At 75.0% G+C, this 23019-nt stretch carries 15 protein-coding genes; 10 read left to right on the forward strand and 5 right to left on the reverse strand.

What is annotated here, in order from left to right; all coding sequences use genetic code 11:
- Positions 1 to 108: 108 nt before the first annotated feature.
- Entirely contained in the window at positions 109 to 1596 is a 1488-nt protein-coding gene (locus AB0P24_RS11660; RefSeq protein WP_365792682.1) for an FUSC family protein, read from the reverse strand.
- 215 nt (positions 1597 to 1811) lie between these two features.
- Between AB0P24_RS11660 and AB0P24_RS11665 the strand changes: the two genes are divergently transcribed.
- From AB0P24_RS11665 to AB0P24_RS11675, 3 genes are all read left to right on the forward strand, one after another.
- Positions 1812 to 2288: an Lrp/AsnC family transcriptional regulator gene (locus AB0P24_RS11665; RefSeq protein WP_365792684.1), complete on the forward strand. Its 477-nt coding sequence runs from the start codon at positions 1812 to 1814 to the stop codon at positions 2286 to 2288.
- Positions 2289 to 2303: 15 nt separating this feature from the next.
- A complete protein-coding gene (locus AB0P24_RS11670) occupies positions 2304 to 2999 on the forward strand; it encodes an HAD family phosphatase (protein WP_365792686.1) in 696 nt (231 codons plus the stop codon).
- 121 nt (positions 3000 to 3120) lie between these two features.
- Positions 3121 to 4623 carry an MFS transporter gene (locus AB0P24_RS11675; protein WP_365792688.1) on the forward strand — a complete coding sequence of 501 codons (1503 nt, stop codon included), beginning with the start codon at positions 3121 to 3123 and terminating at the stop codon, positions 4621 to 4623.
- Between the two features lie 373 nt (positions 4624 to 4996).
- Here the strand turns inward: AB0P24_RS11675 and AB0P24_RS11680 are convergent, their stop codons facing one another.
- Positions 4997 to 5764 carry a LysR family substrate-binding domain-containing protein gene (locus AB0P24_RS11680; RefSeq protein WP_365792690.1) on the reverse strand — a complete coding sequence of 256 codons (768 nt, stop codon included), beginning with the start codon at positions 5762 to 5764 and terminating at the stop codon, positions 4997 to 4999.
- 165 nt (positions 5765 to 5929) lie between these two features.
- Here AB0P24_RS11680 and AB0P24_RS11685 point away from each other — a divergent pair, with 165 nt between their 5' ends.
- The 7 genes from AB0P24_RS11685 to AB0P24_RS11715 all read left to right on the forward strand — a co-directional run bounded on the left by AB0P24_RS11685 (position 5930) and on the right by AB0P24_RS11715 (position 20079).
- Positions 5930 to 6322: a DUF5997 family protein gene (locus tag AB0P24_RS11685; RefSeq protein WP_365792692.1), complete on the forward strand. Its 393-nt coding sequence runs from the start codon at positions 5930 to 5932 to the stop codon at positions 6320 to 6322.
- A 303-nt stretch (positions 6323 to 6625) separates the two neighbouring features.
- Positions 6626 to 7480, forward strand: a complete 855-nt coding sequence (locus tag AB0P24_RS11690) for a DUF4132 domain-containing protein (RefSeq protein ID WP_365792693.1) — start codon at positions 6626 to 6628, stop codon at positions 7478 to 7480.
- The gene (locus tag AB0P24_RS11695) at positions 7477 to 12429 is read left to right on the forward strand and encodes a hypothetical protein (RefSeq protein ID WP_365792695.1); all 4953 of its coding nucleotides are present in this window, start codon (positions 7477 to 7479) and stop codon (positions 12427 to 12429) included. Before AB0P24_RS11690 ends, AB0P24_RS11695 begins: the two co-directional genes overlap by 4 nt.
- Positions 12430 to 12475: 46 nt before the next feature.
- A complete protein-coding gene (locus AB0P24_RS11700; protein WP_365792697.1) occupies positions 12476 to 13639 on the forward strand; it encodes an AAA family ATPase in 1164 nt (387 codons plus the stop codon).
- Positions 13640 to 13644: 5 nt separating this feature from the next.
- The gene (locus tag AB0P24_RS11705; protein WP_365792699.1) at positions 13645 to 17133 is read left to right on the forward strand and encodes a DUF5682 family protein; all 3489 of its coding nucleotides are present in this window, start codon (positions 13645 to 13647) and stop codon (positions 17131 to 17133) included.
- Complete coding sequence (locus AB0P24_RS11710; protein ID WP_365792701.1) at positions 17130 to 19106, forward strand: hypothetical protein; 1977 nt, start codon at positions 17130 to 17132, stop codon at positions 19104 to 19106. The genes AB0P24_RS11705 and AB0P24_RS11710 overlap by 4 nt, the downstream gene beginning before the upstream one ends.
- 232 nt (positions 19107 to 19338) lie before the next feature.
- The gene (locus tag AB0P24_RS11715; protein WP_365792703.1) at positions 19339 to 20079 is read left to right on the forward strand and encodes a class I SAM-dependent methyltransferase; all 741 of its coding nucleotides are present in this window, start codon (positions 19339 to 19341) and stop codon (positions 20077 to 20079) included.
- Between the two features lie 76 nt (positions 20080 to 20155).
- Here the strand turns inward: AB0P24_RS11715 and AB0P24_RS11720 are convergent, their stop codons facing one another.
- From AB0P24_RS11720 to AB0P24_RS11730, 3 genes are read right to left on the reverse strand one after another with little or no spacing between them, the layout of a single operon-like run.
- Positions 20156 to 21319: an MFS transporter gene (locus AB0P24_RS11720; protein ID WP_365792705.1), complete on the reverse strand. Its 1164-nt coding sequence runs from the start codon at positions 21317 to 21319 to the stop codon at positions 20156 to 20158.
- Positions 21297 to 21779 (reverse strand): GNAT family N-acetyltransferase, encoded by a 483-nt coding sequence (locus AB0P24_RS11725; RefSeq protein WP_365792819.1) that lies wholly within the window; start codon positions 21777 to 21779, stop codon positions 21297 to 21299. Before AB0P24_RS11725 ends, AB0P24_RS11720 begins: the two co-directional genes overlap by 23 nt.
- Positions 21780 to 21838: 59 nt before the next feature.
- Complete coding sequence (locus AB0P24_RS11730; RefSeq protein ID WP_365792821.1) at positions 21839 to 23017, reverse strand: type III PLP-dependent enzyme; 1179 nt, start codon at positions 23015 to 23017, stop codon at positions 21839 to 21841.
- Between the last annotated feature and the right edge of the window lie 2 nt (positions 23018 to 23019).

Genomic DNA, 23019 nt, shown 5'->3' on the forward strand with positions numbered 1-23019 from the left:
TATCACTGCGAGCCACCACGAGCCGGTGCGAGGCGGTACGAGTACGAGCCCGCCGGGGCCGACGGTAGCAGCTCGCGGTCTAGACCAGGATGTGCGGGGCGGCGCGTCTCAGGCGTCGACCAGGGGCGAACCGGAGGGGGTGCGCAGCGGCTCGGCGAGTTCGGACAGAGCGCGCTCCAGGCCGTGCAGATGGACGAGGGCGGGCTCGGCGGGCGGCTCGGCGGGAGCGGTGATGTGGTCCGAGCCCCGGGTGAGCGCCTCGACGGCCGCCTCGACGCGCCAGCAGGCGGCGGCCAGCCGGGCGTCGTGCGAGGCCTCGGGGTCGGCGGCGACGGCGACCAGGCCACGGATCTCCCGCGCGCAGTCGTCCAGCAGGGCGAGGACACGGCGGGCGCGGCGCTTGCGGGCACGCATCGGGTTGAGCGGGTGCACGAGAGGGGCGACCGAGAGCCGTACCCGGCCGAGGAGCTGCTCCAGTTCGGCCACCCGGGGTGCCGGGTCGGCGGTGGCGGAGCCGGCGAGCCGGGCGGCGGCCTCGGCCGTGCAGGTGTGCACGCAGCGCAGGGCGCGCTGGATCCAGGCGTCGGTGGTGAGGTGGGTGGTGACCGGCAGCACGAACAGCACGGCGAGTACGGCACCGAGGGCGCCCACCGCGGTCTCGGCCAGCCGCAGCGCCAGCAGGCCGGGGGTGAGGACGCCGAGCAGGCCGTAGAGCAGTTCGGCGAGGAAGGTCACCCAGAGCATCATCCAGGTGTAGGAGACGGCGGCCGTGTAGAAGATGCCGAAGACGGCGGCCGCCACCAGGACGGCGGTGGCAGCCGGGTCACCGTGCAGGGGGGCGGCGACCAGCAGTCCCAGCGCGATGCCGAGGACGGTTCCGAGGACGCGGCGGAATCCCCGTACCAGGGTCTCGCCGCGCGAGGCGGTGTTGACGAAGATCCACCAGGTGGCGCCGACCGCCCAGTACCAGCGCTGGCCGGACACCAGTTGGCCAGCGACCAGCGCGAAGCCGGCGCCCGCGGTCGCCTGGACCGCCTGCCGGGTGGTCACCCGGGCCAGGCCGGTGCCGGCGGGCGGGGCGGGGACCGGTGGCGAAGGCCGGCGGCGTTCGTAGCACCAGAGGCCGAAGCGGACGGCGGCGGCGCTGAGCACGGAGACCAGGACGGCGGCGTACAGCTCGGGCAGCTGCCCGGGGGTGGCGTGCAGGAACTGGGCGGCGAAGAAGGTCATGAAGGCGAACACGCCGAGGCTGTGGCCGCGTGGACCCCAGCGGCGCGCGTACACGCCCGCGCCGACCACGGCGAGGAGGACCAGGTCGCGGGCGACCGGGACGGCGTGCAGTTCGGCCGCGGCCGTGAGCACCGGCAGGCCCACGGCGGGCAGCAGCGCGGTGGTGACGGCCTGCCCGCGCACCGTGGCGTCCGCGACCGTGAACAGCGCGAGCAGTGCGGCGAGACCGCCGGTGACGGCGCCCGTGACGGAGTGCCCGGCCAGTGCGCAGACCACGACGGAGAGGCCGATGCCCAGGACGGCGCGTGCGGCGAAGCGCAGCCGCGCCCGCCCCGGGTCCGGAGCCGCGAACATCCTCTTCAGCACTGCTTCCCCTCCCACGGACGGCGCAGAAAAGGCGCCACGGGGTACCCGCAGCGCCATCGACCCACCCATGAGAGCATCGACGAGACGGCTGGCTCAAGTGATGCCGATTTCGCTGGGCCAATGGCCCGACTGCCGCGCGCACTCCGCGACCGTGGACATGCCAATGGCCCAGGTCGGCGAAGGGTGCCGATGAGCCATTGGTACAGTCGTTCGTCATGACCGTGGACGAGCTCGACACCCGCATCCTGCGGCTGCTGCTGGAGCAGCCACGCACCAGCGTGCGCGAGTACGCGCGGATTCTCGGGGTCGCCCGGGGCACAATGCAGGCCCGGCTGGACCGGCTGGAGCGGGACGGTGTGATCACGGGCACCGGCCCCTTCCTCTCCCCTGCCGCGCTCGGTCACCCGGTGCTGGCCTTCGTGCACATCGAGGTCACGCAGGGGCATCTGGACGACGTCGGGGACGCGCTGGCCGCGGTGCCGGAGATCGTGGAGGCGTTCTCGATCACGGGCGGGGGCGACCTGCTGACCCGGGTGGTGGCGCGGGACAACGCGCATCTGGAGGACGTGATCCAGAAGCTGATCAGCCTGCCGGGCGTGGTGCGCACCCGTACCGAGGTGGCGCTGCGCGAGCGCGTCCCGCACCGGCTGCTGCCTCTGGTGGAGTCCATCGGCCGGGCCGCCCGCACGTAACGGCATCCTGGTCCCATGAGCGATCTCGGCGACCTCTCGGTCATCTTCGATCTCGACGGAACACTCGTGGACAGCGAGCCGAACTACTACGAGGCGACACGGCAGATGCTGGCCGGGCACGGCGTCCCGGGCTTCACCTGGGCGGAGCACGAGCGCTTCGTCGGCATCAGCACGCTGGAGACGGTGACCCTGCTGCGCGACCGCCATGGACTGCGGCCCTCGGTGGCCGAGTTGCTCGCGGAGACGAACCGGCACTATCTGGAGCTGGCCCGGACCCGCACGCACGTGTACCCGGAGATGCGGAAGTTCGTGGAACTGCTGGCGGCCGAGGGGGTGGCACTGGCGGTGGCCTCCGGCTCGTCCCCCGAGGCGATCGAGGCGATCCTGGCCGGCACGGGCCTGGACACGTGTCTGCGCGTGGTGGTCTCGGCCGACGAGGTCCCGCACGGCAAACCGGCCCCCGACGTCTTCCTGGAGGCGGCCCGCCGCCTCGGGGCCGCCCCGGCCGACTGCGTGGTCCTGGAGGACGCCGCTCCGGGCGCGGCCGCGGCACACGCCGCCGGGATGCGCTGCATCGCGATCCCGTACGTCGCCGCGCAGGCCGACGCCCCCGAGTTCGGCACGGCCGAACTGCTGCTGCGGGGCGGCCAGGCGGATTTCACGGCCCGCGCGGCGTACGACTGGCTGGTCAGGCCGGTCCGGTCCGACTGACGGTTCGGCAGGCCGGCTGTCGAGGCGACCGCGCCGGCGGGCGTCACCCGCACGGCGCACTCGGCCAGCCGTTCGCTCCGCCGGCCGTGCGATGCCCGGGACGGCTGCATAGCGTGGCCGCATGACCACGACCTGGGCAGAACCACAGCCGCCGGCCACCGACGACCGGCGCTGGCGGGCGCTCGGGGTCTGTCTCGCGGCCGGCTTCATCTCGCTGCTCGACACCTCGATCGTCAACGTGGCGCTGCCCTCGATGGAGCGCGGACTGGGCGCCACGGAGGCCGCCCAGTCCTGGGTGGTCTCCGGGTACGCCCTGACCTTCGGGCTGGCGCTCGTCCCGGCGGGCCGGCTCGGCGACATGCGCGGGCGGCGCCAGACCTTCCTCATCGGGCTCGCCGTGTTCACGGTGGCCTCGGCGGCCTGCGGGCTCGCCGCGAGCCCCGACTGGCTGGTGGCGTTCCGGCTGATCCAGGGCGCGGCGGCGGGCATGGTCGCGCCGCAGACCTCGGGGCTGATCCAGCAGATGTTCCACGGCTCCGAGCGTGCCAAGGCCTTCGGGCTGCTCGGCAGCGTCATCGGGGTCTCGACGGCGGTCGGCCCGCTGGCGGGGGGTGTGATCATCGACGCCGTCGGCACCGACGACGGCTGGCGCTGGGTGTTCTTCGTCAACCTGCCCATCGGGGTCGCCGCGCTCGCCGCGGGCCTGCGGCTGCTGCCCCGGTTCCCGGCGTCGGCGGACCGGCGGGAGCGGTTCGACCCGCTCGGGGTGCTGCTCCTCGGCTCCGGCGTGCTCGCCCTGATGCTGCCGCTGGTGCAGGAACAGCAGTGGACCGGTCGGCAGAAGTGGGCGCTGCTGCCGGTGGGCGCGCTGCTGCTGGGCCTGTTCTGGGTGTGGGAGCGGCGGCAGGGCCGGCTCGGAGCAGCGCCCCTGGTCGACCTGAACCTGTTCTCGCTGCGGTCCTTCACGCTCGGCTCGCTGATCAGCCTGACCTACTTCGCGGGCTTCACCACGGTCTTCTTCGTCCTCGCCCTGTTCCTGCAGAACGTGGCGGGATACAGCGCGCTGGCCGCCGGAGTCACGGTGCTGCCCTTCGCGGCCGCCTCGGCGGTCGGTGCCGCCCTGGGCGGCCGGATGGTGGTGCGCCACGGGCGCAGGGTCGTCGTCATCGGTCTCGCCGGGGCGGCGGTGGGGCTGCTCGGGGTCGTCGCGGTGGTGCGGCTGGTGCCGATGGAGAGCATCGGGTGGGCCGCGGTGGTGCCGATGATCGTCGGCGGTATCGGCTCCGGCATCACCGTCTCGCCCAACACCACGCTCACCCTGACCCTCGTCCCGGTGAAACGGGCCGGTGCGGCCGGCGGCGTGCTCCAGACCGGCCAGCGCGTCGGATCGGCGGCCGGGATCGCGGTGGTGGGCTCGGTGTACTTCGCCCGTCTCGCGCACCACGGCCCGGCCACCGAGGCGCTCCAGCTGGGTCTGCTGACATCCGTCGGGTTCATCCTGGTGGCGCTGGCCCTGGCGGTGGCCGATCTGGGCGAGCGGGCGAAGGCGCCGAAGACGCCGGAGGCAGCGCGGACGCCGGAGGCAGCACATGCGGCGGAGGCAGCGCAGACGGCCGAGGGCTGAGCGCCGGGCGTTCCCGAGCCTCCTGGGCGGCCACCGCCTCCACCGCCGAGAGCACGGCCGGCGTCGGCACGACCCGTGAGGTACGGGGGCCGTGGGACAGGCGGTCGGCCCCCCGACGACCGCGGCGGCCCGCAGAGCGGCCGGGAACAGGCGACCGGGCGATTCGCCCACGGGGAACGCGGACGACGCACGGGGGCCGACGGCTTCGTCCGGGGCTGCTGCCGGGCTCACGAGCGCCTCCGGCGGTGCGACGTCCGGGACGTTCGAAGGCATCGTGACATCGCTCGGGCCCGGGATCGCGGAAGGCGATCGGGGCGCGCGGAAGCAGATCGGCGGCGGCCGTGAGGCAGGCGGTGGACCGTCCGGCCGCAGCCTACGAGCGACGGCGGGGCTTGCCGCGTTTCGCGGGCTTGGCGGACTTCGCGCCGGTGGCACGCGCGCGTGCGGTACGCGCGGCCGGCTTCTGCGCCTGGTGGGCCTTCGCCGACGAGGCCTCTCCGGTCCTGGACGGCTTCCCGGTCTGTGCGGCCTGGCGGCCGCGTGTGCTGTTGACCGTGCGGCCGCGGACGATGCCGATGAAGTCGTCGACCATGTCCGTGGTGGCCTCCTCGGGCCAGGACAGGGCGACGGTCGACTCGGGGCCGTCGGTGAGCGGTCGGTAGGTGAGGTCCCGGCGGTGGTACAGGCGGGCCAGCGACTGGGGGACGACCAGGAGGCCCACACCGGCGGCGACCAGCTCGACTGCGTCCTCGGTGGTCGCTGGGCGCTCGAAGGCGGGCTCGCCGGGCGGGGCGTCCCAGTCGAAGACGTCGTCGAGGGGGTGGAAGAGGACCTCGTCGACCAGGTCGGCGACGGTGACCTCCTCGGCCGCCGTGATCACGTGGTCCCTGGGGACGACCACCACCGTGGTCTCGGTGTAGATGGGGATCGCGCTGAAGAACGTACGGTCCACCGGGAGCCGTACCAGGCCGGCGTCCGCGTCCCCCGCACGCATCAGGCCGGCGGCCTCGGCGGCGGGGACCTGGTGCAGGGTCAGCGGGATGTCGGGCAGGCGCTCGTCCCAGATCCGAACCCATTTGGCGGGCGTCACGCCGGGGACGTACGCGAGCCGGAACGACGGTGTTTCCTCCGAGCCTGTCACCAGCCCAGGTTAACGGGCCCCGGAGGGCCGTTCGGCACCGGCCACGGCCGGCTGCCGCATCGGCCGTGACCGGCCGGCCGGCCGTTCGGCGCGAGGGCCGCGTGCCGTCGGCCCCGCCGTCGGTCGTGGTCGGGGCTCCCGCGCCTGGCCGATACCCTTGACCTCATGAGTGCGCACCAGACCGTCCAGACGATGAAGCCCGCGACCGCGGCGAAGAAGCTGGGCGTGTACCTGCCCGCCACGCCCGCCGCCTTCCAGGAGGGCGTCGTCTCGCGCGCCGAGCTGGACGAGCTCCAGGCGAATCCGCCCGAGTGGCTGCGCGAGCTGCGGGCCAACGGGCCGCACCCGCGTCCGGTGGTCGCGAGCAGGCTGGGCGTGTCCATCGCGGGGCTGGCGCGCGGCGGGGTGACGGAACCGCTCACCACCGAGCAGATCGAGGAGCTCAGGCGTGAGCTGCCCGAGTGGCTGGAGAAGGAGCGCGCCACCCAGGCCGAGGTCCGCAAGGAGACCGTGCGGCTGAAGAACCTCAAGCGGGAGAAGGAGTCGGGGCAGGGCTGAGCCCTCGCCCGCGGGACTTTCCCACGGCCCCGGCCCAGGCGCCTCCGCCTGCGTCGGGGCCGTCGCCGTACCAGCCGTACCCCTCGCCGGAGCGGCCGCCCCCCTCGCCGTACCGGTCGCCTCTCCTGCCCACACCGCTGTCCCCGCCGTCCACCGGTCCCTCCCCGGCCCCGCTTCCCTTCTTCACCCGTCCCGCCCCCGATGAGCTGCGGTTTCCGGTCTCGATGTGGACCGCGGGGGGCGTTGTCAGTGGTCTCCCCTACAGTCGCCGTCAGTTGATCACTGCGGTGCGGGGAGGCACGCATGGGGTGGGTGACGGCCGGGGAGTACGAGGTGGCCCTGGACGACGGGAAGGTGGTCTGCCGCAACGCGGCTGGGCGGCGGCTGAAGTCCGTGCCCGCGAAGTTGGCGGACGATCCGGCCGTCCTGGGGCTGCGGCAGCTCGCCGAGTGGCTGGAGCGGCACGAACGGCAGTGCCTGGCCGACGTGGAGCGGTGGATGACCCGTTCGCTTCCGGTGCCGCTCGCCGTGCTGACGCGGGTGTGGCCGGACCCCGCCTGGCAGGCGGCCCTGCGCGACCTGGTGGTCACCGGCGCCGACGGCGAGGTCGCCGGGTTCCTGCGGGACGCCGACGCCGGACGCGGCCTCGGCCTGGTCGACCTCGACGGCGACACCGTGCGCATCGCCCCCGGACTGGTCCGGCTGCCGCACCCGGTGCTCCTCGAAGACCTGGCGGAGCTGCGGGAGTTCGCCGTGGAACTCGGCGTCGAGCAGCGCGCCCAGCAGCTCTTCCGCGAGGTCTGGCACCGCCCGGCCGCGCTGGACGCCGAGGGCACGCAGATCGAGGAGTACGCGGGCGGGGTCTTCAAGGAGCTGCGGTTCCTGCACGGCAGGGCCACGCAGCTGGGGTACCGCGTGCGCGGCGGATACGCGGTCTGCTCCGTACTGGAGGAGGGCCGCGGGGTCGAGGCCCGGGTCTGGATCGGCGACTACGACAGCTACTTCGAGACCGAGACCGGCCCGCTGGTGTGGACCGATCCGGCGGGCCGCACGCTGAGGCTGGGTCAGGTCGGCCCGGTCGCCTGGTCGGAGGGGATGCGGATGGCGGCGGCGCTGTACGCCGGGCGGGACATCGAGGACGAGGAGCGGGCGGCATGACCACCTACGACGACACCACCACGGCCGCACTGCTCGACGCCGGCGCGGTCCTGCCCCCGGGCTCGACCGCGCGGGAGGACGCCGACGTCCTGACCGCGCGGACGTACACGCACCCCGCCCTGGACGGCCGCCCGGTGGTGCGGCTGGTGCCGGGCACCCTCGGCGAGGCCGAGGACCTGGCGCTGGAGTTCCTCGGTCTGGCCCGCGAGCCGGAGGCGCCCGAGGTCGGTCAGGTGCGCCGGGAGACCCTGGGCTTCCCGGCCTGGGCGCTGGTGCACGACCCGGCCAACGGCCACCACGCCCTCGCCCTGGTGAAGGACGTCGAGCGGCTGGCCCGGCAGGCCAAGTCCAAGCCGGGCAACGCGAAGGAGGGCTTCGAGGCGCTCGGCGAACGGCTCGGCCGCGCGGTCCCGCACTTCCTGCCGACCTTCTACGAACAGGCCGCGCGGGTCTTCCTCCAGCACGAGAACACGACGTACGCGGCCGCCTTCTTCGGCAAGGCCCGCGAGGCCGAGCGGGTGCACGCACTGACGGTGGACGAGGAGCGCCGGCGGGCGGTGTTCCTGGAGTTCGCCTTCGCCGGGGCGCTCACCGTCAAGGCGCTAAAGGAGTATGTGAAGGACCTCGCGCGGCGCCTCGAACCGGCCACCGCCTGGGCGCAGTTCCGGCAGCTGACGGTGGAGCGCTGCGCGGCCGGAATGCCGCCGTACGCCTCGCTGCCGCAGGACGCACGCGGGCTGATCAAGGCGGCGGGGCTCGACCGGGTCACCGAGGAGTGCGCCCTGGTCGCCGACCTGCTGGCGTCCCCGGCCGCCGTCCGGGCGCCCGCCTCCTTCTGGAACGCCTACCGGAGCGTGCTGCCGGTCCTCGTCGAACGACGGCCCGAGATCCGGGTACGGCTGCTGGAGATCATGCCGGCCGGCCTGGGCCGGAAGGTGGAGGACGACGAGTTCTGGCTGACGCTGCTCGCGGAGTGCGGGGCGGACCTGCTGCTCACCGAGGACGGCGGCGGGGAGGTCGACGCGGCGGACTGGCTCAGCCGGTGGGCCCAGCACCGTAAACACGGCGCCGCGTACTCGCACCGCTCCCCCGCCACGCTGGCGCTGGTGGAACGGATGGCGTCCCGGTTGCGGGCGGCCGGGCGGCCCGTCGACCTCTTCGCCGGGCGCTGGCAGGCGGGGGCGGACCTCGACCTGCTGGACCTGTGCGTGGCGGAGGGCATCGCCTTGGCCGTACCCGCCCCGGACACCCATGTGTACCTGCCGCTGGCCGGCTGGCTGCGCGACCAGCGGCCCGGCAGGCGCGACCTGAAGGCCGTCGCCGCCGAATCCCGTTACCGCGCGCTGCTGTCCGGCGCCGTCGAGGGGCTCGGGCGGGGGCAGGGGACCGCGGAGCTCCCCCAGGCGGCCGCGCATCCGGTGCTCGGCGACGTGCTGCGCGAGTGGCTGCGCGAGACGACCGCGGAGTTCGCCGCCGGCACCGGACTGCCCGGGGTCGAGGCCGGGCTGGAGCGGCTGCGCCCCTTCCGGGAGGTGGTGCGGGAGAGCCCGCAGGCCGTCCGCGGGCTGACCGAGTACGACATCGTCCCGGTCCTCGGCCGTACACTGCGCGCCGGGATCCTGGACGAACTGGGCTGGCCCGCGCTGGAGGAGGCGCTGGAGCTGCTCGACGCCGAGGTGCGCGGGGACCGGGACAACGAGCTGTCGGTGACCGAGGCGTGGCCCGCGCTGATCGTGGCGCGCGGTCACAAGGCGGTCGTCGTCGGCCCCGAGGGGATCCTGCTCACCCACGACCTGCGGCTGCCCGCCGACCTGGACCGCTGGCAGCGGCCCCGGTTCCGGTACGCCGACGGCGAGTTGCTGGTGATGTGGCGGGACGGTGCGAAGCAGCACGGCTACTGGTCGAACCGGCCGTCCGAGGTGGTCGCGCTCGGCGGTGAGCAGATCACCGGCTGGTGGTCCGGCATGGACGCGGCCAACGCCTCGATCCCGCTGCCCGGCGGCGGCCGGGCCACGGGCGGCCGCACCCTGCACGCCGGGGACACGGTCCTGCCGCCGAGCCGCCCGGTGCTGGGCGACGGCACCACGTACTGGCGTCAGGGCAGGCAGGGCCGGCAGTCGCTGTGGCTGGAGTACGACCCGGCGAGCGGAGAGCACGGGCGTGCCTCGCTGCCCGCGCTGCTGGCGTCGGCCGTCCGTGAGGACACCTCGCTGCTGCACGACTCCTGCGAGGTGCTGCCGCTGCAACCCGGCCTTGAGCACAGCCCGTTCGGCACCGACGGCACGGTCCTGGGGCGGTGGGTGCGCACGGAGGGCGAGGACGCAAAGGCGCGGACGACCGCCGGTACACCGGACGGGCGGACGGCGACCCTGCGGGCGGCCCGCACCGGCCGGGTGCCGGCGGTGCCGCTGGGCGCGCTGCGGCTGCCGGGCGGGGCCGAGCCGATCGCCGCGCAGACGTACCGGAGCGTCACCCTGCACGCGGCCGACGGCACCGAGCTCGGGCGGGTGTCCTTCGGCGAGTTGGGCGGGACGTACGCGGCCGGTACCCGGCTGGTGCCGCCGGTCGCGTTCTGGCACGCGCTGCGCCCCCGGGACGAGCGCGGTTCGGCCGTGCTGCGCGCCCTGACCGACGAGGCGGCCGGTGAGCTGATGCGGGCCACGGCGACGGCTCTGGACGAACGGCGGCAGGCGCTGGCCCGCGCCGGCAGGGACGACAAGGCCAGGGCCGCGGTGCCGACCGCCGACGAGGTCACCGTGGCCGCGGTGGCACGGGCGCTGCCCGGACTGACCGACCGGCGGCTGCTGGCCGGTGTCGCCGCCCTCGTCCACGCGGCGCTGCGGGGCGCAGAGACCGCCGCGTCCCTGGCCAGGCCCGCGCAGGAGCGGGCGCCGCAGCCCAGGCAGCGGACCGAGGGCATGTTCGCCGACTACTCCCCGCAGCACGGCGAGGACCGGGCGCTGTCCGACGCGACGGCCGGGGTCGTGTCCCTGCAGAGCGCGTGGCACGGCGGCTGGGCCGCGCTGCGCCAGATCCGCGCGGTGAACCACGTGCTGTCCGGCAGGCCCGCCGACGGCAGACCGCTGCCGGAATCCGAGCGGCTCGCCCCCGTGGGCGACGGCTGGCAGAGCGACGAGCACACCGTCCCCGCCATCGGCGCGGAATGGCCGCCCGTCCTGGGCGCGCTGCGGCCGCTCGCCTACCGCGCCTGCTCACCGGCCCTCACCGACGTCCAGCGCGAGCCGCTGCTCCTGCTGTTCGAGGCGCTGACCGAGGGGCCGCTGCCCGCGCTCGGGACCACGCTGCGCGTGGTCGTGCTCGGCGAGCCGCACGACAAGCAGCAGCGGGCGGGGCAGGTGCTGCGCCGGGACGGTCGCACGGTGGTGGTGCTCGGCTGCCAGAGCGTCGACGTCCGGCTGGGAGCGGTCGAGTGGCTGGCGCTGGACCACGACCCGTCCGGGACGTTCGGTGCCGTCGGGCACTTCACGCTGGTCCGGGAGACCCGCTACCCCGCCGGGATGCCGGCTGACCGGCTGGCCGAACTGACCCGGCTGATCCGGGAGAAGGGCGCCGCACCCTGGCGGCCCGAGGCCCCCGAGGCGCTGGTGACCGCGACGAACGGAGCGCTCGGTCCCGTGCAGGCCACCGTGCTGCTGGCCGGCCACCCGCACGCCCCCGGTGCCGAGGGGCTCGCGGTCGTCGGCCTCAAACCCCGCCAACAGACCTTCGGTGCACAGCTGTTGAATTCCCTGGGCCAGGACGAGCAGCGGGCGCTTCTCGGCGCGCTGCTGCCGGACGACCCGGCCGGGCTCTGGACGACCGGCCCCGACACGGCCGCCGCGGGCCGGCTGTGGGCCGAGCGGCTCGGCACCCTGGTGCGCCTGCCGGAGGACCTCAGCACCGATCTCGCCGGCATGGGCGTCGACCACGCCGAGGCCGTGCTCAACCCCGCCCGCACGCCCTGGCTCGCGCGCACCACGGTGTTCCGGCCCGACGACGACGGCGACTTCACGCCCGCCGACCCGTCGGCGGTGCCCGGTTCGTACGCGCTGGCCGGGGCGGTGCAGAGCCTGGCGGCGCTGGCGTACGTGCTGCCGTACGGGCATCCGCTGCGGGCCGGGCTGACGGAGGGGCTCGGCGCGCTGCGCCGCCGGCTGACCGACCCCGAGCTGCTGCTCGACCTGAACCTGGACTGGACGGAGAAGGGCGACCCGACCTGCGGGCGACTGCGCACGGTCTTCGGTCTGCCCGAGACCGGCGGGGGCGACGCGCACGGGGTGACGAGGGCCGGTGACGCGCTGGTGCTGTGCCCCTGGTACCAGGACATGGAGCATGTGCTGCTGCGGCCGGCGGCGCTGAGCGGGGCCGAGGACCCGGTCTTCGGGCTCCTGGAGGGCCTGCTGGGCGCGGGGCGCGCGTCCCGGCTGCGGGCCGTGCGGACACTGCTCGGCGACGACCTCGCCCGTGCCCTCACGGCCGAGGGGCCCGAAGGGTACGCCCAGGACCCGTCGGTCAGCGTGCCCGCGCTGGTCGCGGAGGTCGCCGAGGCGCACGGTCTCGGCGCGGACGCGGCGGCGCTCTACCTCCAGCTGCTGGCGCTGCCCGACCCGACCGACCGCAACTGTGCGCGCTGGACCGGCTGGAAGCCCGCCCGGATCAAGAAGGCGCGCGCCGAACTGGCGGCGACCGGTCTGGTCGTCGAGGCGAAGCGCCCGCGCGCCGGCCGCACCCTCTTCCTGCCCGGCGGCTGGCGCGACCTCAGGGCGCCGGCCCTGCCGTCGGAGACCTGGAAGGAGGCCCTCTACCCGGTCTCCGACGGCGACCGGACCCTCCCGCTGGTCCCGGTGCGCGAGCTGTTCGCCCGGGCCTGGGAGCGCGTACGCGCCGGGGACACCCCCGGGTACGAGCAGCTGACCACGCGGGCGACCCGCGGCGGCCGCCGCCGATGACCACGATCCGCACCACCGCCCGAACCGCCGTGAAGGACGACCGTCGATGACCGTCAGCACCGTTCCGCTCCGCCAGATCGTCCCGCCCGAGGACCGGTACGCCACCGAACTGGCCTTCCTCGCCGCCTACGACGCCGGTCCGCGGCCGCCGGCCTGGCGCCTGACGCCCAGGGCCGTCGTCACGTTCGTCATGGGCAGCGGCGGCCAGGCGCTGCGGCTGCCCGGCGACGCCGTGGCGCCGGAGGGGGTGCCGCGCCGACTCGTCGTGGCGGGCAAGTTCGTCGGCGACCGGGCCCTCGTCGAGCGCTGCGTGGTGACCCTCGCCGGTGAGCGCGGGCTGCTGCTGGTGGGCGAGCCCGGCACCGCCAAGTCGATGCTGTCGGAGCTGCTGTCGGCCGCGGTGTGCGGCACCAGCGGCCTGGTCGTGCAGGGCACCGCGGGCACCACGGAGGACCAGCTCAAGTACGGCTGGAACTACGCCCTGTTGCTCGCCCAGGGCCCGAGCCGCCAGGCGCTCGTGCCCTCCCCGGTCCTCACCGCGATGTCCCGGGGTGCCGTCGCACGCGTGGAGGAGGTGACCCGCTGCCTTCCCGAGGTGCAGGACGCCCTGGTCTCGCTGCTGTCCGAGCGGCGCATCGCGGTACCCGAACTGGCGGGCACCGACGACGCGCTGGCCCACGCGGCCCCCGGCTTCACCCTCATCGCCACGGCCAACCTGCGGGACAAGGGCGTCTCGGAGATGTCCGCCGCGCTCAAGCGGCGCTTCAACTTCGAGACCGTGGGGCCGATCGCGGACCTCGACGCCGAGACCGCGCTGGTGCGCGGCCAGGCCCGGGCGTCGGTGGAGCGGGCCGGGGCGCCCTTCCAGGTCGACGACGCCGTCCTTGAGGCCCTGGTCACCGCGTTCCGTGATCTGCGCGAGGGACGGTCGGCGGAGGGCTGGGAGGTGGAGCGTCCGTCCACGGTGATGAGCACGGCGGAGGCGGTGTCGGTGGCGGGCGCGCTGGCCCTGGCGGCGGCCTACTTCCCCGGGGACCGCGACGTCCTCGGCCTGCTCCCGGGCCACCTCCTCGGCGTCGTACGCAAGGACGATCCCGCCGACGCGGCCCGGTTGCGCGGCTACTGGGACGGTCCGGTACGGCGGCGTGCCGAACAGGGTTCGGCGACCTGGCGCACGCTGTGGGACCTGCGCACGGTCCTGGAGGCGTGACGGTCGTGTCCGACTCCCCCGAGGCGGCCCTCGCCGCGCTCACCGACCCGGCGGGGCCGTACCTGATCGGCGTACGGCACCACGCGCCCTCGCTCGCCGCCGCGGTGCCGGCGCTGCTGGACGCGGCGAGACCGGACGTACTGCTCGTCGAACTGCCCGCGGAGCTGCAGGAGTGGCTGCCGTGGCTGGCCCACGAGGAGACCCGGGCTCCCGTGGCCCTCGCCGCGGCACCGGGCGACGGCAGCGGCGGCCCGGCGTTCTATCCGTTCGCCGACTTCTCCCCGGAACTGGCGGCGGTGCGGTGGGCGGAGCGGAGCGGGGTGCCGGTGGTCGCCTGCGATCTGCCGCTGGCGGACCGGGGGTGGCGGGAGAAGGAGGCCGTGGCAGAGCGGTCCGGTCGTCTCTCGAAGGCCTTGCACTCCCGGCTGACGGGGCGTCCGGGGGATGACCTGTGGGACCGGTTGGTGGAGGCGGCCGCCCCCGGTTCCACGGCGGAGGCCGTGCGCCGGGCAGCACTGCTCACGGGGTGGGCATTGCGACAGGAGGGGGGCGCGTCGGAGCTGGATCTACGGCGGGAGGAGTGGATGCGTTCCCGGCTGGCAGAAGCAACGGCACGCGATGAACGGGTTGCCGTGGTGGTCGGCGCCTTCCACGCTCCGGCACTGCTGCGCCCCGCCAGGGACGCGGGGCTGCATTCGACGTGCGGCTACCACCGTGTGGGCGCGACCGGTCCCCACCGGCCCGCACCCGAATGGACAACCTCCCTCATCCCCTACACCTACGCCCTCCTGGACGAGCGTTCCGGCTACCCGGCCGGCATCCGCGACCCCGAATGGCAGCACCTGGTCCTGGAGACAGCGGGAGATCCCCTTGCCCTGGAACACGCGTTGACCAGCGCGGCCGTCCGCATCTGCGCCGAACTCCGTGCGTCGGGCCACCCCTCGGGCCCCGCCGACGCCCGCGAGATCACCCGCCTCGCCTCGGACCTCGCCCGCCTCCGCGGCCTGCCCGCCGCGGGCCGCGGCGAGTTGGTCGAGGCGACACAGACCGTGCTGGCCCAGGGCGAGCCCTACGGCCGGGGCCGAGCCGTCGCCAGGGCGATGGAGAACGTCCTGGTCGGCACCCGCGTCGGCCGCCCCGCGCCCGGCGCGCCCCGCAGCGGTCTCGCCCCCGCCGTCGAGGCCGAGCTCGCGGCACTCGGCCTGCCCGGCCCCGCGGACGGCGGCCCCGGCACCGCCCGGGACCTTCGGCTCGACCCCCTCCGCTCGGATCTCGACCGGCGCCGCGAACTGCTGCTGCGCCGCCTGGCGTTGTGCTCCGTGCCGTACGCCGAGCCCAGGGCCGTGACCGGCGCGGGCGGCGCGGACGCCCTCACCTCGCGCTGGGAGGTGCGCTGGACGCCGGCCACCGCGGCGATGCTGACGGCGGCCGGGATCCGTGGGGTCACCCTCGCGCAGGCTGCCGAGGGCGTGCTGCGCGAGCGGAGCCGCACGGAGCGGGACGCCGGCGGCCCGACGGCGGCGCAGGTGCTCGACGGCCTGGAGCAGGCGGCGCACTGCGGACTGGACGGCCTCGTGGCGGAGCGGCTGGGCGACACCGCCGAGGTGCTCCCGGACACCGGCACCCTTCCTGAACTCCTCGCCGGGCTGGCCCTGTCGGACCGGCTGCGGAACGGCCACATCGCCGGTCTCGGCGCGGACGAGGACCGTACGGCCAGGGCCGTCGCGGTGGCCGAGCTGCTGACCGCGGCCGCGGTGCGCCAGGTGGACGGCCTGACCGGTTCCGAGGACCCGGCCGACGCCCGCGCCCTGCTCGAACTCGCGCACCGCGCCGACCTGTCGGGCGGGATCCGGCTCGCCGACGCCCTGGCCCGGCTGGCCGCCGACGGCTCCCCGTTGATGCGGGGCGCCGCCGGCGCCGTACGCGTGCTGCTGGGCCAGGAGGAGCCGGGGGCGTTGGGCGGCCGGGTCGCCTCCTGGGTGGACGGGGCGGTCGATGCCGAGTCCCGGTCCGCGCTCACCGCCCGGCTGACGGGGCTGCTGACGGCCGCCGGACGGCTGCTGGAGGCGGCCGCACCGGCGTTGGAACCCCTGGTCGACCGGGTGTCGGGACTGTCCGACCGGGACTTCCTGGACCGGCTGCCGGCGCTGCGCGGAGGTTTCGACACACTGAGCCCGGCCGACCGCGAGCGTCTGCTGACCGGAGTCGAGGAACGTCTGGGCGTCGACCGTGTGGCCGACACCGGGGCGGTCGACCCGGCCGCGCTGGCCACCTGGACCCGCGCGGACCTCACCGCCCGCGAGACCCTGCGCGCACTGGGCCTGCTGACCCCGCCGCGGGCTCACCCGGAGCCCGAGCCGGTCGGCGCCGCCGTGGCCGTGACCGACCACCGGCTGGCCCCCGCCGACCGCTGGCGTCTGCTGCTCGGCCGCCGCGCCGGTCAACTCCCCGAGGGGGCTCGCGCCTTGGCCACGGCGCTGGACGAGCTGTACGGGCGCGGGCACGGCGAGGGCAGCCGTGGTGACCTCGGCGGCGGCCGGGGCGGGGGGCGTGAGGCGTCGTATCCCGGGGTGCGGGAGTGGTCGCAGGAGCTGGCGGCGCTGTTCGGGCCGGGCATCCGGGAGGAGGTGCTGGCGGCGGCCGCGGCAACGGGCCGCCAGGACGTGCTGGCCGAGCTGGATCCGGACAGCGTGCGCCCCTCCGTGGACCTGCTGCGGTCGGTGCTGCGGCACGCGGGCGGGCTGCCCGAGGCCCGGCTGGCGGCGCTGCGCCCGCTGGTACGGCGCCTGGTGGACGCGCTGACCCGGGAGCTGGCGACCCGGCTGCGCCCCGCGCTGCACGGCACCGCCCTGCCGCGGCCCAGCCGCCGGCCGGGCGGCGGCCTGGACCTGCCGCGTACGCTGCGGGCCAACCTGGCCACCGCCCGCCGGGCAGCCGACGGCACGGTCCGGGTGATCCCGGAACGCCCGGTCTTCCGGACCCGGGCCCGGCGCGCCGCCGACTGGCGGCTGATCCTGGTCACGGACGTGTCCGGGTCCATGGAGGCGTCGACGATCTGGGCGGCGCTCACCGCCTCGGTGCTGGCCGGGGTGCCGACTCTGTCCACACACTTCCTGGCGTTCTCCACCGAGGTGATCGACCTCACCGGGCACGTGGACGACCCGCTGTCGCTGCTGCTGGAGGTGAGCGTCGGCGGCGGCACCCATATCGCGGCCGGGCTGCGGCACGCGCGCGAACTGGTGACCGTGCCGTCCCGAACGCTCGTGGTCGTGGTCAGCGACTTCGAGGAGGGCCGTCCGGTCGGCGGGCTGCTCGCCGAGGTCAGGGCGCTGGTCGGGGCGGGCTGCCATGTCCTGGGCTGCGCGAGTCTCGACGACTCGGGGCGCCCCCGTTACTCCACGGGGATCGCGGGACAGCTGGTCGCCGCCGGGATGCCGGTCGCGGCCCTCAGCCCGCTCGAACTCGCCCGCTGGGTAGGGGAGAAGATCGCATGAACACGGAACGGGAACTGCCCGCTGTCGCGCCGGCCGTGACCGCCGAGCTGGTCGGGGCTCTCTCGCCCCGGTTGCGCAAGCGGCTGGACGCGGGCATCGCCAAGCTGACGGACCGGCCGGTCGTCCGGGACGGCGACACCGTGCGCATCACCGTCGACGACGAGGGCTCCGTGCTCGAACTCGACGCTCCCGGGGGCGTCGTGGCCGACACGGCGGGCATCCGCTGCGGCTGTCTGCTGGCCCCGGACTGCCTGCACCGCGCGGCGGCGGCTTCGGCGGCACCGGTGGCCGACATGACAGGGAGCGCGGAGAGCGCGGAAGGCACGGGGACCGCGGAGACCGCCGGAGGGGCGGGGACGGCGGAGGGCGCCGAAGGGGCGGGGACGGCGGAGGGCGCCGGGGACGCCGGGCCGGCCGAGACCACCGCGCCCTCAACGACCGCCAAGCCCACCGAGACCACCGCCCCCTCAACGACCGTCAAACCCACCGGGACCACCGCCCCCTCGAAGACCGTCAAACCCACCGAGACCATCAGGCCCACCCAGACCACCGCTCCCTCCGAACAGCCGTCGCGCGTCTCGGGCGGCCGTGCGGTACCCGTACCCGAAGAGTCCGCGACGCCCCCGCAAAACAGCGCCGCCCACGCCGTTTTCGGCGCCGTGGCCGCCGTCCTCGACGCCGGTGCGGACGGTTCCGGAGCCGTTTTGCAGGCGGAGTTGCTGCGTGCCGCGCACTCCGCCCGCCTCGCGGGTCTGCCCCGGGCGGCCGCGGCGGCGGTCTCCGTGGTCACCGCGTTGCGCGCGGCCCGTGCGGCCGACCCGGCGTTCCGGCTCACCGACCTCGTCGGCGCCGTGTCGGAGGCCCTGTTCGTGGCCCACCGCGTCCCGTTCGCCACGGGCGCCGAACTGGCGGGGCTGCGCGGCACCGCACGGCAGCCGTACACGCCGGACGGTTCACTGCGGCTGTACGGCCTGTTCTCGGAGCCGGTGCTCACCGCGAGCGGCTATGCGGGCGCGGTCACCTGGACCGCGGACGCCGAGGGCCGGCTGTACACGGTCTCGGACGTGGCGCCGGGCGGCGCGGGCCGGGCGGTGGGCGCCGCCGACCGGGCCGTACGCGTCGGGGACACGGCGCTGACGCACCGCGAGCTGGCGCGGGCGGGGCTCGCGGTGTCGGGTGCGACGGTGTCGCCGGCCGGCCGGCTGGGGGCGGGCGCGGGGGTACGGGCGGTGCGCGCGTCGGGCGCGGACTGGCGGGCCGAGCCGCTGGACCGGCTGTGGGCGGTGCCCGTGGCCGAGCAGGTCGGACGCGCTCTGAGCGGCGGGCACGATCTCCTCTTCCTGGAGGTGACGCTGCTCGGCGCGGTGCGCGAGGCGGCGGGTGACGGTCTGCTGGCCGACTGCGGCGGTGTGCCGGTGCGGCTGACCGCGGCGCACGACCATCCGGCGCTCCCGCACCGCGACAACCTGCGGCTGCTGGCCGCCGCACGGGGCAGCCGGCTGCGGGTGATCGCGCGTCTCACCGCGGCCTCGCACGCCCGTGCCCAGCTCCTCGCGACCGAGCACCCCACCACCGCCGGGAGCCGTGTCGACCTGGGCCTGGACCGGCTCCAGCACGCGGATCTGCCGACTCCGGCACCCGCGCTCGCGCCGGTCGACGCGATACTCACGCCCGACGAGGCGCCCCTGCACCTGCTGCGCCGCCGGATCGAGCAGTCGGCTTCGGGCGGGCGGCGCGTGCTGGCCTTCCCGGGTGACTCCGCGGCCGATGCCCGCCGTCTGCACCGGCACGGTCTGGGCACGGCCGGCGACATCCTCGACGAGCTGCTCGCCGCGGCGGCGGAACGCTCGCGTGACGCCTTCGGCCGTCTGCTGGCGGCGGACACCCGCCGCTTCGCCCGGGCCTGGCTGACCGCGGCGCGCTACATGGACGAGGTCGACCGCATGCTGTGCGCCGCCGCCTGGAGCGGATGACCGGCCGTGACGACGACCGTTTGCAGGCCGCCGCTCCCCCGCGCAGGCGGCCCGCGTGACCGGAGCATCTGTCGCACACTCGGCACCCGTGACCGCCTCAGCACGGTGCTGCACGCCCAGCGGTCGGGTCCGGTTCCGACGCCGGATCGGACGCCGGGCGGCAGGGGGCCGGGAGCCGGCGGCCGGAAATCCCGTGGACAGCGTGTCAGTCCCCCCGGCACAGTGACCGTTCGTGACGAGCAGTGAACTGTGGAGCCAAGCCGAAGCCGAACGCTACGACGGCGAGGAGACCGAGCTGTCCTCGGCGGCGGTGCTCGGACCGACCGTCGACTTCCTCGCCGAACTCGCCGGAGACGGCCGGGCGTTGGAGTTCGCCATCGGCACGGGACGGGTCGGTGTCCCGCTCCGGGAGCGCGGCGTGCCCGTGGCGGGCATCGAGTTCTCCGAGCACATGGCGGCGGTCCTGCGGCGAAAGACCGACGAGGAGACCCTGCCGGTCGTGATCGGGGACATGGCCACGGCCACCGTGCCCGGTGAGTTCGCCCTCGTCTATCTCGTCTACAACACGATCTCGAACCTGCTCACCCAGGACGAGCAGGTCGAGTGCTTCCGCAACGCGGCCCGGCATCTGCGGCCCGGCGGCCGGTTCGTGATCGAACTGGGGGTGCCGCCGCTGCGGCTGCTGCCCCCCGGCCAGGTCGCGGTGCCGTTCGACGTCTCCGCCGGGCACCTCGGCTTCGACACCTTCGACCTGGTCGAGCAGATCCTCGTCTCGCACCACTTCACCCGTGACGGCGAGGACGGCCGCTACCGCCGGGGCGCCTCCCGCCACCGGTACGCGTGGCCCGCGGAGCTGGACCTGATGGCCCGGATCGCGGGCCTCCAGCTGGAGCACCGGGTGGCCGACTGGGACGGCTCTCCCTTCACCCAGGACTCCACGAAGCACATCTCGGTATGGCGCAAACCGGCGTGACCCGTCGCGGCCGGTCGTCGCGGCCGGCCGAACGATTCACTGCGCCCGCCCCGCCCGGCACCGGCACCGGCGCCGGTCAGCCGCTCACCGGCGTCCACTGGATCCGCGTGCTGCTCAGGGAGACCACCAGGGCCGCCGCCGCGACCACCGCGAGGCCCCACACCAGGCTGCTGGAACTCGCCACGAAGCCGATGACCGGCGGGCCGGCCAGCAGGCCCGTGGTTCCCATGGCCGCGACCAGTGCCAGCGCCTGCGAGCCCTGTTTCGCCGCGGCGACGTAGACGCACGGGGTCACCGCGGCACAGCCGAGACCGACGCAGGCGAACCCGAGGAGCGCCGCCGCCACTCCCCCGCTGAGCAGGGCGAAGGCCAGCCCCGCCGCGGCGAGGGCGCTGCCGAGCAGAACGACGCGGCCGTCGCCCCAGCGGCTGCGCCAGCCGTCGGCGAAGACGCGGGCCACCACCATCATGCCGGAGACCACGGCGATCCCCATCGGCGCCAACTCCGCGGACGCCTTGGCGACTTCCCTCAGGTAGAGGGCGGACCAGTCGTTCATGGCGCCTTCGGTCACGGTGCCGAACGCCATGGCGCAGCACATCCAGAGCGTCATGCGGGAGGGAAGGCTCCATCCGGCGCGGCTCGTGCTCTGCTTCTCCTGAGCGGGAGCCTCGTCCTGGAGAAGACCGGGGCGTGCCAGGGCGGCCAGCGAGACGAGGACGACGGCGGCCACCCCGAAGTGCGCCGCGACGGACGAGGTGGCCGCGTTCATGCCCGAGGCGAGCAGCGCGGCGAGCAGGGAGCCGGCGCTGAACGTCGCGTGCAGTCTGGCCATGGTGTTGCGTGCGTACCGGGTCTCCAGTGCCGTTCCCTGCGCGTTCATGGCCACGTTCAGGCACCCCACGCCCACCCCGTCGGCGACCATGACCAGCAGGGCGACCGGATAGTCCGGAGCGAGCGCGAGCGCCAGGAGCAGCAGCGTCAGGCAGAGGGCGGACAGCAGGGCCAGCCGGGCGGAGCCCAGCCGTCTCATGAGCACCGGCACCAGCGGGAAGGAGGCCACGGCGCCGATGCCGGCCGCCATCAGCAGCACCCCGACCTCGGCCGCGGTCAGCCCGAGGTCCGCCTTGATGGCGGGGATCCGCGCGGCCCAGGTGGCGTACTGGAAGCCGAGCGAGCAGAACAGCGCGGCGATGGCCAGCCGGCTGCGCTGGAAGGGATCACGGACAGGGAACACGCACATCAACTCGCTTCGTCGACTCGGCCGTCGTACGGGACATGTAGACGGCGTTCGCGCCGTATCCGTCCGGGGAGATGCCGGGGTACGCGGTGAACCCGCGTGCCGACCAGAAGGGTTCGCTGCGGCCGACGGCGATCAGCGAGATCCGTTCGAACCCGCGTGCGGCGGCGGCCAGGGTGAGGTGGTGGAGAAGGCGCCCGCCCAGTCCCCTGCCGCGCAGCCGCTCCGCGACGACGATGTCGTGCAGGTGCAGGTTGCGCGGCGGGCGGGAGGGGGTTGCGGGTTCCTCCGCCCGTTCGAGGTCCGGGTATCCGAAGGGCGGATACGGCAGTGCCAGCAGGTATCCGGCCGGCTGGGAGCCGACGTCCAGGACGAAACAGGTCTCCGGCGAGGCGTCGGCCCTGGAGCGCAGGGCCGCCCGTCCCTCCGAGAGGCCGAGATCCGCATAGGCCCGGGATTCCATCGCGGCGATGGCGTCCCAGTCGGCGTCGGCGATGTGGCGTACGCGCACGCCGTCGCCGTTCACGGCTGCCCTCCCTCGACGCAGGTGTACGGGAGCGGGGCGAAGCCGTTGAAGCCCTGGGTCGTGTAGCTGAGCGCGTAGGCGCCGCTGGAGAGCACCCACACGGGGTCGCCGGACGCCAGGTCCCGGGGGACGTGGACGAGGGCGTGACCCTGGGGGTAGGCGTCGTCGCTGTCGCAGGTGGGCCCCGCCACGACGGCGGGGACGTACTCGGCATCGGGGTGGGTGGGGAAGACGAGGGGGTACTGCAAGGCGTCCATCTCGTAGAGCCCGTTGAACCTGCCGCAGCTCAGGTAGAGCCAGTGCTGCCGCTCGCCGTCGGGCCGGCGCCGCTCGGCCAGGCGGGCCACCTGGGCGCGGACGGCCCCGTGGTCGGCGACGAGGTGGCGCCCCGGCTCCATGACGAACGCGAGGTGCTCGCCGTGAACCTGTCTGAGGTGACGCATGCCCTCGCGGATGACGGCGAAGATCTTGTCCAGCGGGGGATCCAGGGGCAGGCCGTGCCGGTCGAGATATCCGAGGGCCGGCAGACCGCCGCCGAGGTTGACGTGGTCCAGGACGATGCCGCGCCGGCCCAGGGCCGTCAGGACGTCCGCCAGGCACTCGACGGCGCTGTGCCAGGCGTCGGCCGTCATCTGCTGGGAGCCGACGTGCACCGACAGTCCGGAGGGTGTCAGGCCCGCCTCCCGGGCCGCCTGAAGGATCCGTACCGCGTCCGCGGGCGAGCAGCCGAACTTGTGGCTCAGGCCCCACAGCGCCCCGTCCCCGCTCGTCGCCAGCCGGCAGAAGACGCGGGCTCCGGGGGCGTGGGCCGCGATGGCCGCCAGGTCCTCGGCGCTGTCGGTCGCGAAGTCCCGGACGCCGAGGCGGTGGGCGTCGGCGATGTCCCGGTCGGACTTGACGGTGTTGCCGTAGTGGGTCCTGCCGACCGGCACGCCGGCGCGGACCGCCTGCTCCAGTTCGCCGGGGCTCGCCCCGTCGACCCCCGCGCCTCTGCTCGCGAGGCAGGCGAGCACCTCGTCCACCGGGCAGGACTTCATGGCGAACCTGACGTCGACGCCCGGCAGTTCGCGCCGCAGGGTGTCGTAGCCGCGCTGGATTGCGGCCAAGTCGAAGAAGATCCCGTCCTCGGTGGCGCCCGCCAGGGCGGCGAGCAGGGATGTGGAGGCGCGGGCCATGG

This window comes from Streptomyces sp. NPDC086519 (assembly GCF_040686075.1).
Taxonomy (GTDB): Bacteria; Actinomycetota; Actinomycetes; order Streptomycetales; family Streptomycetaceae; genus Streptomyces; species Streptomyces shenzhenensis.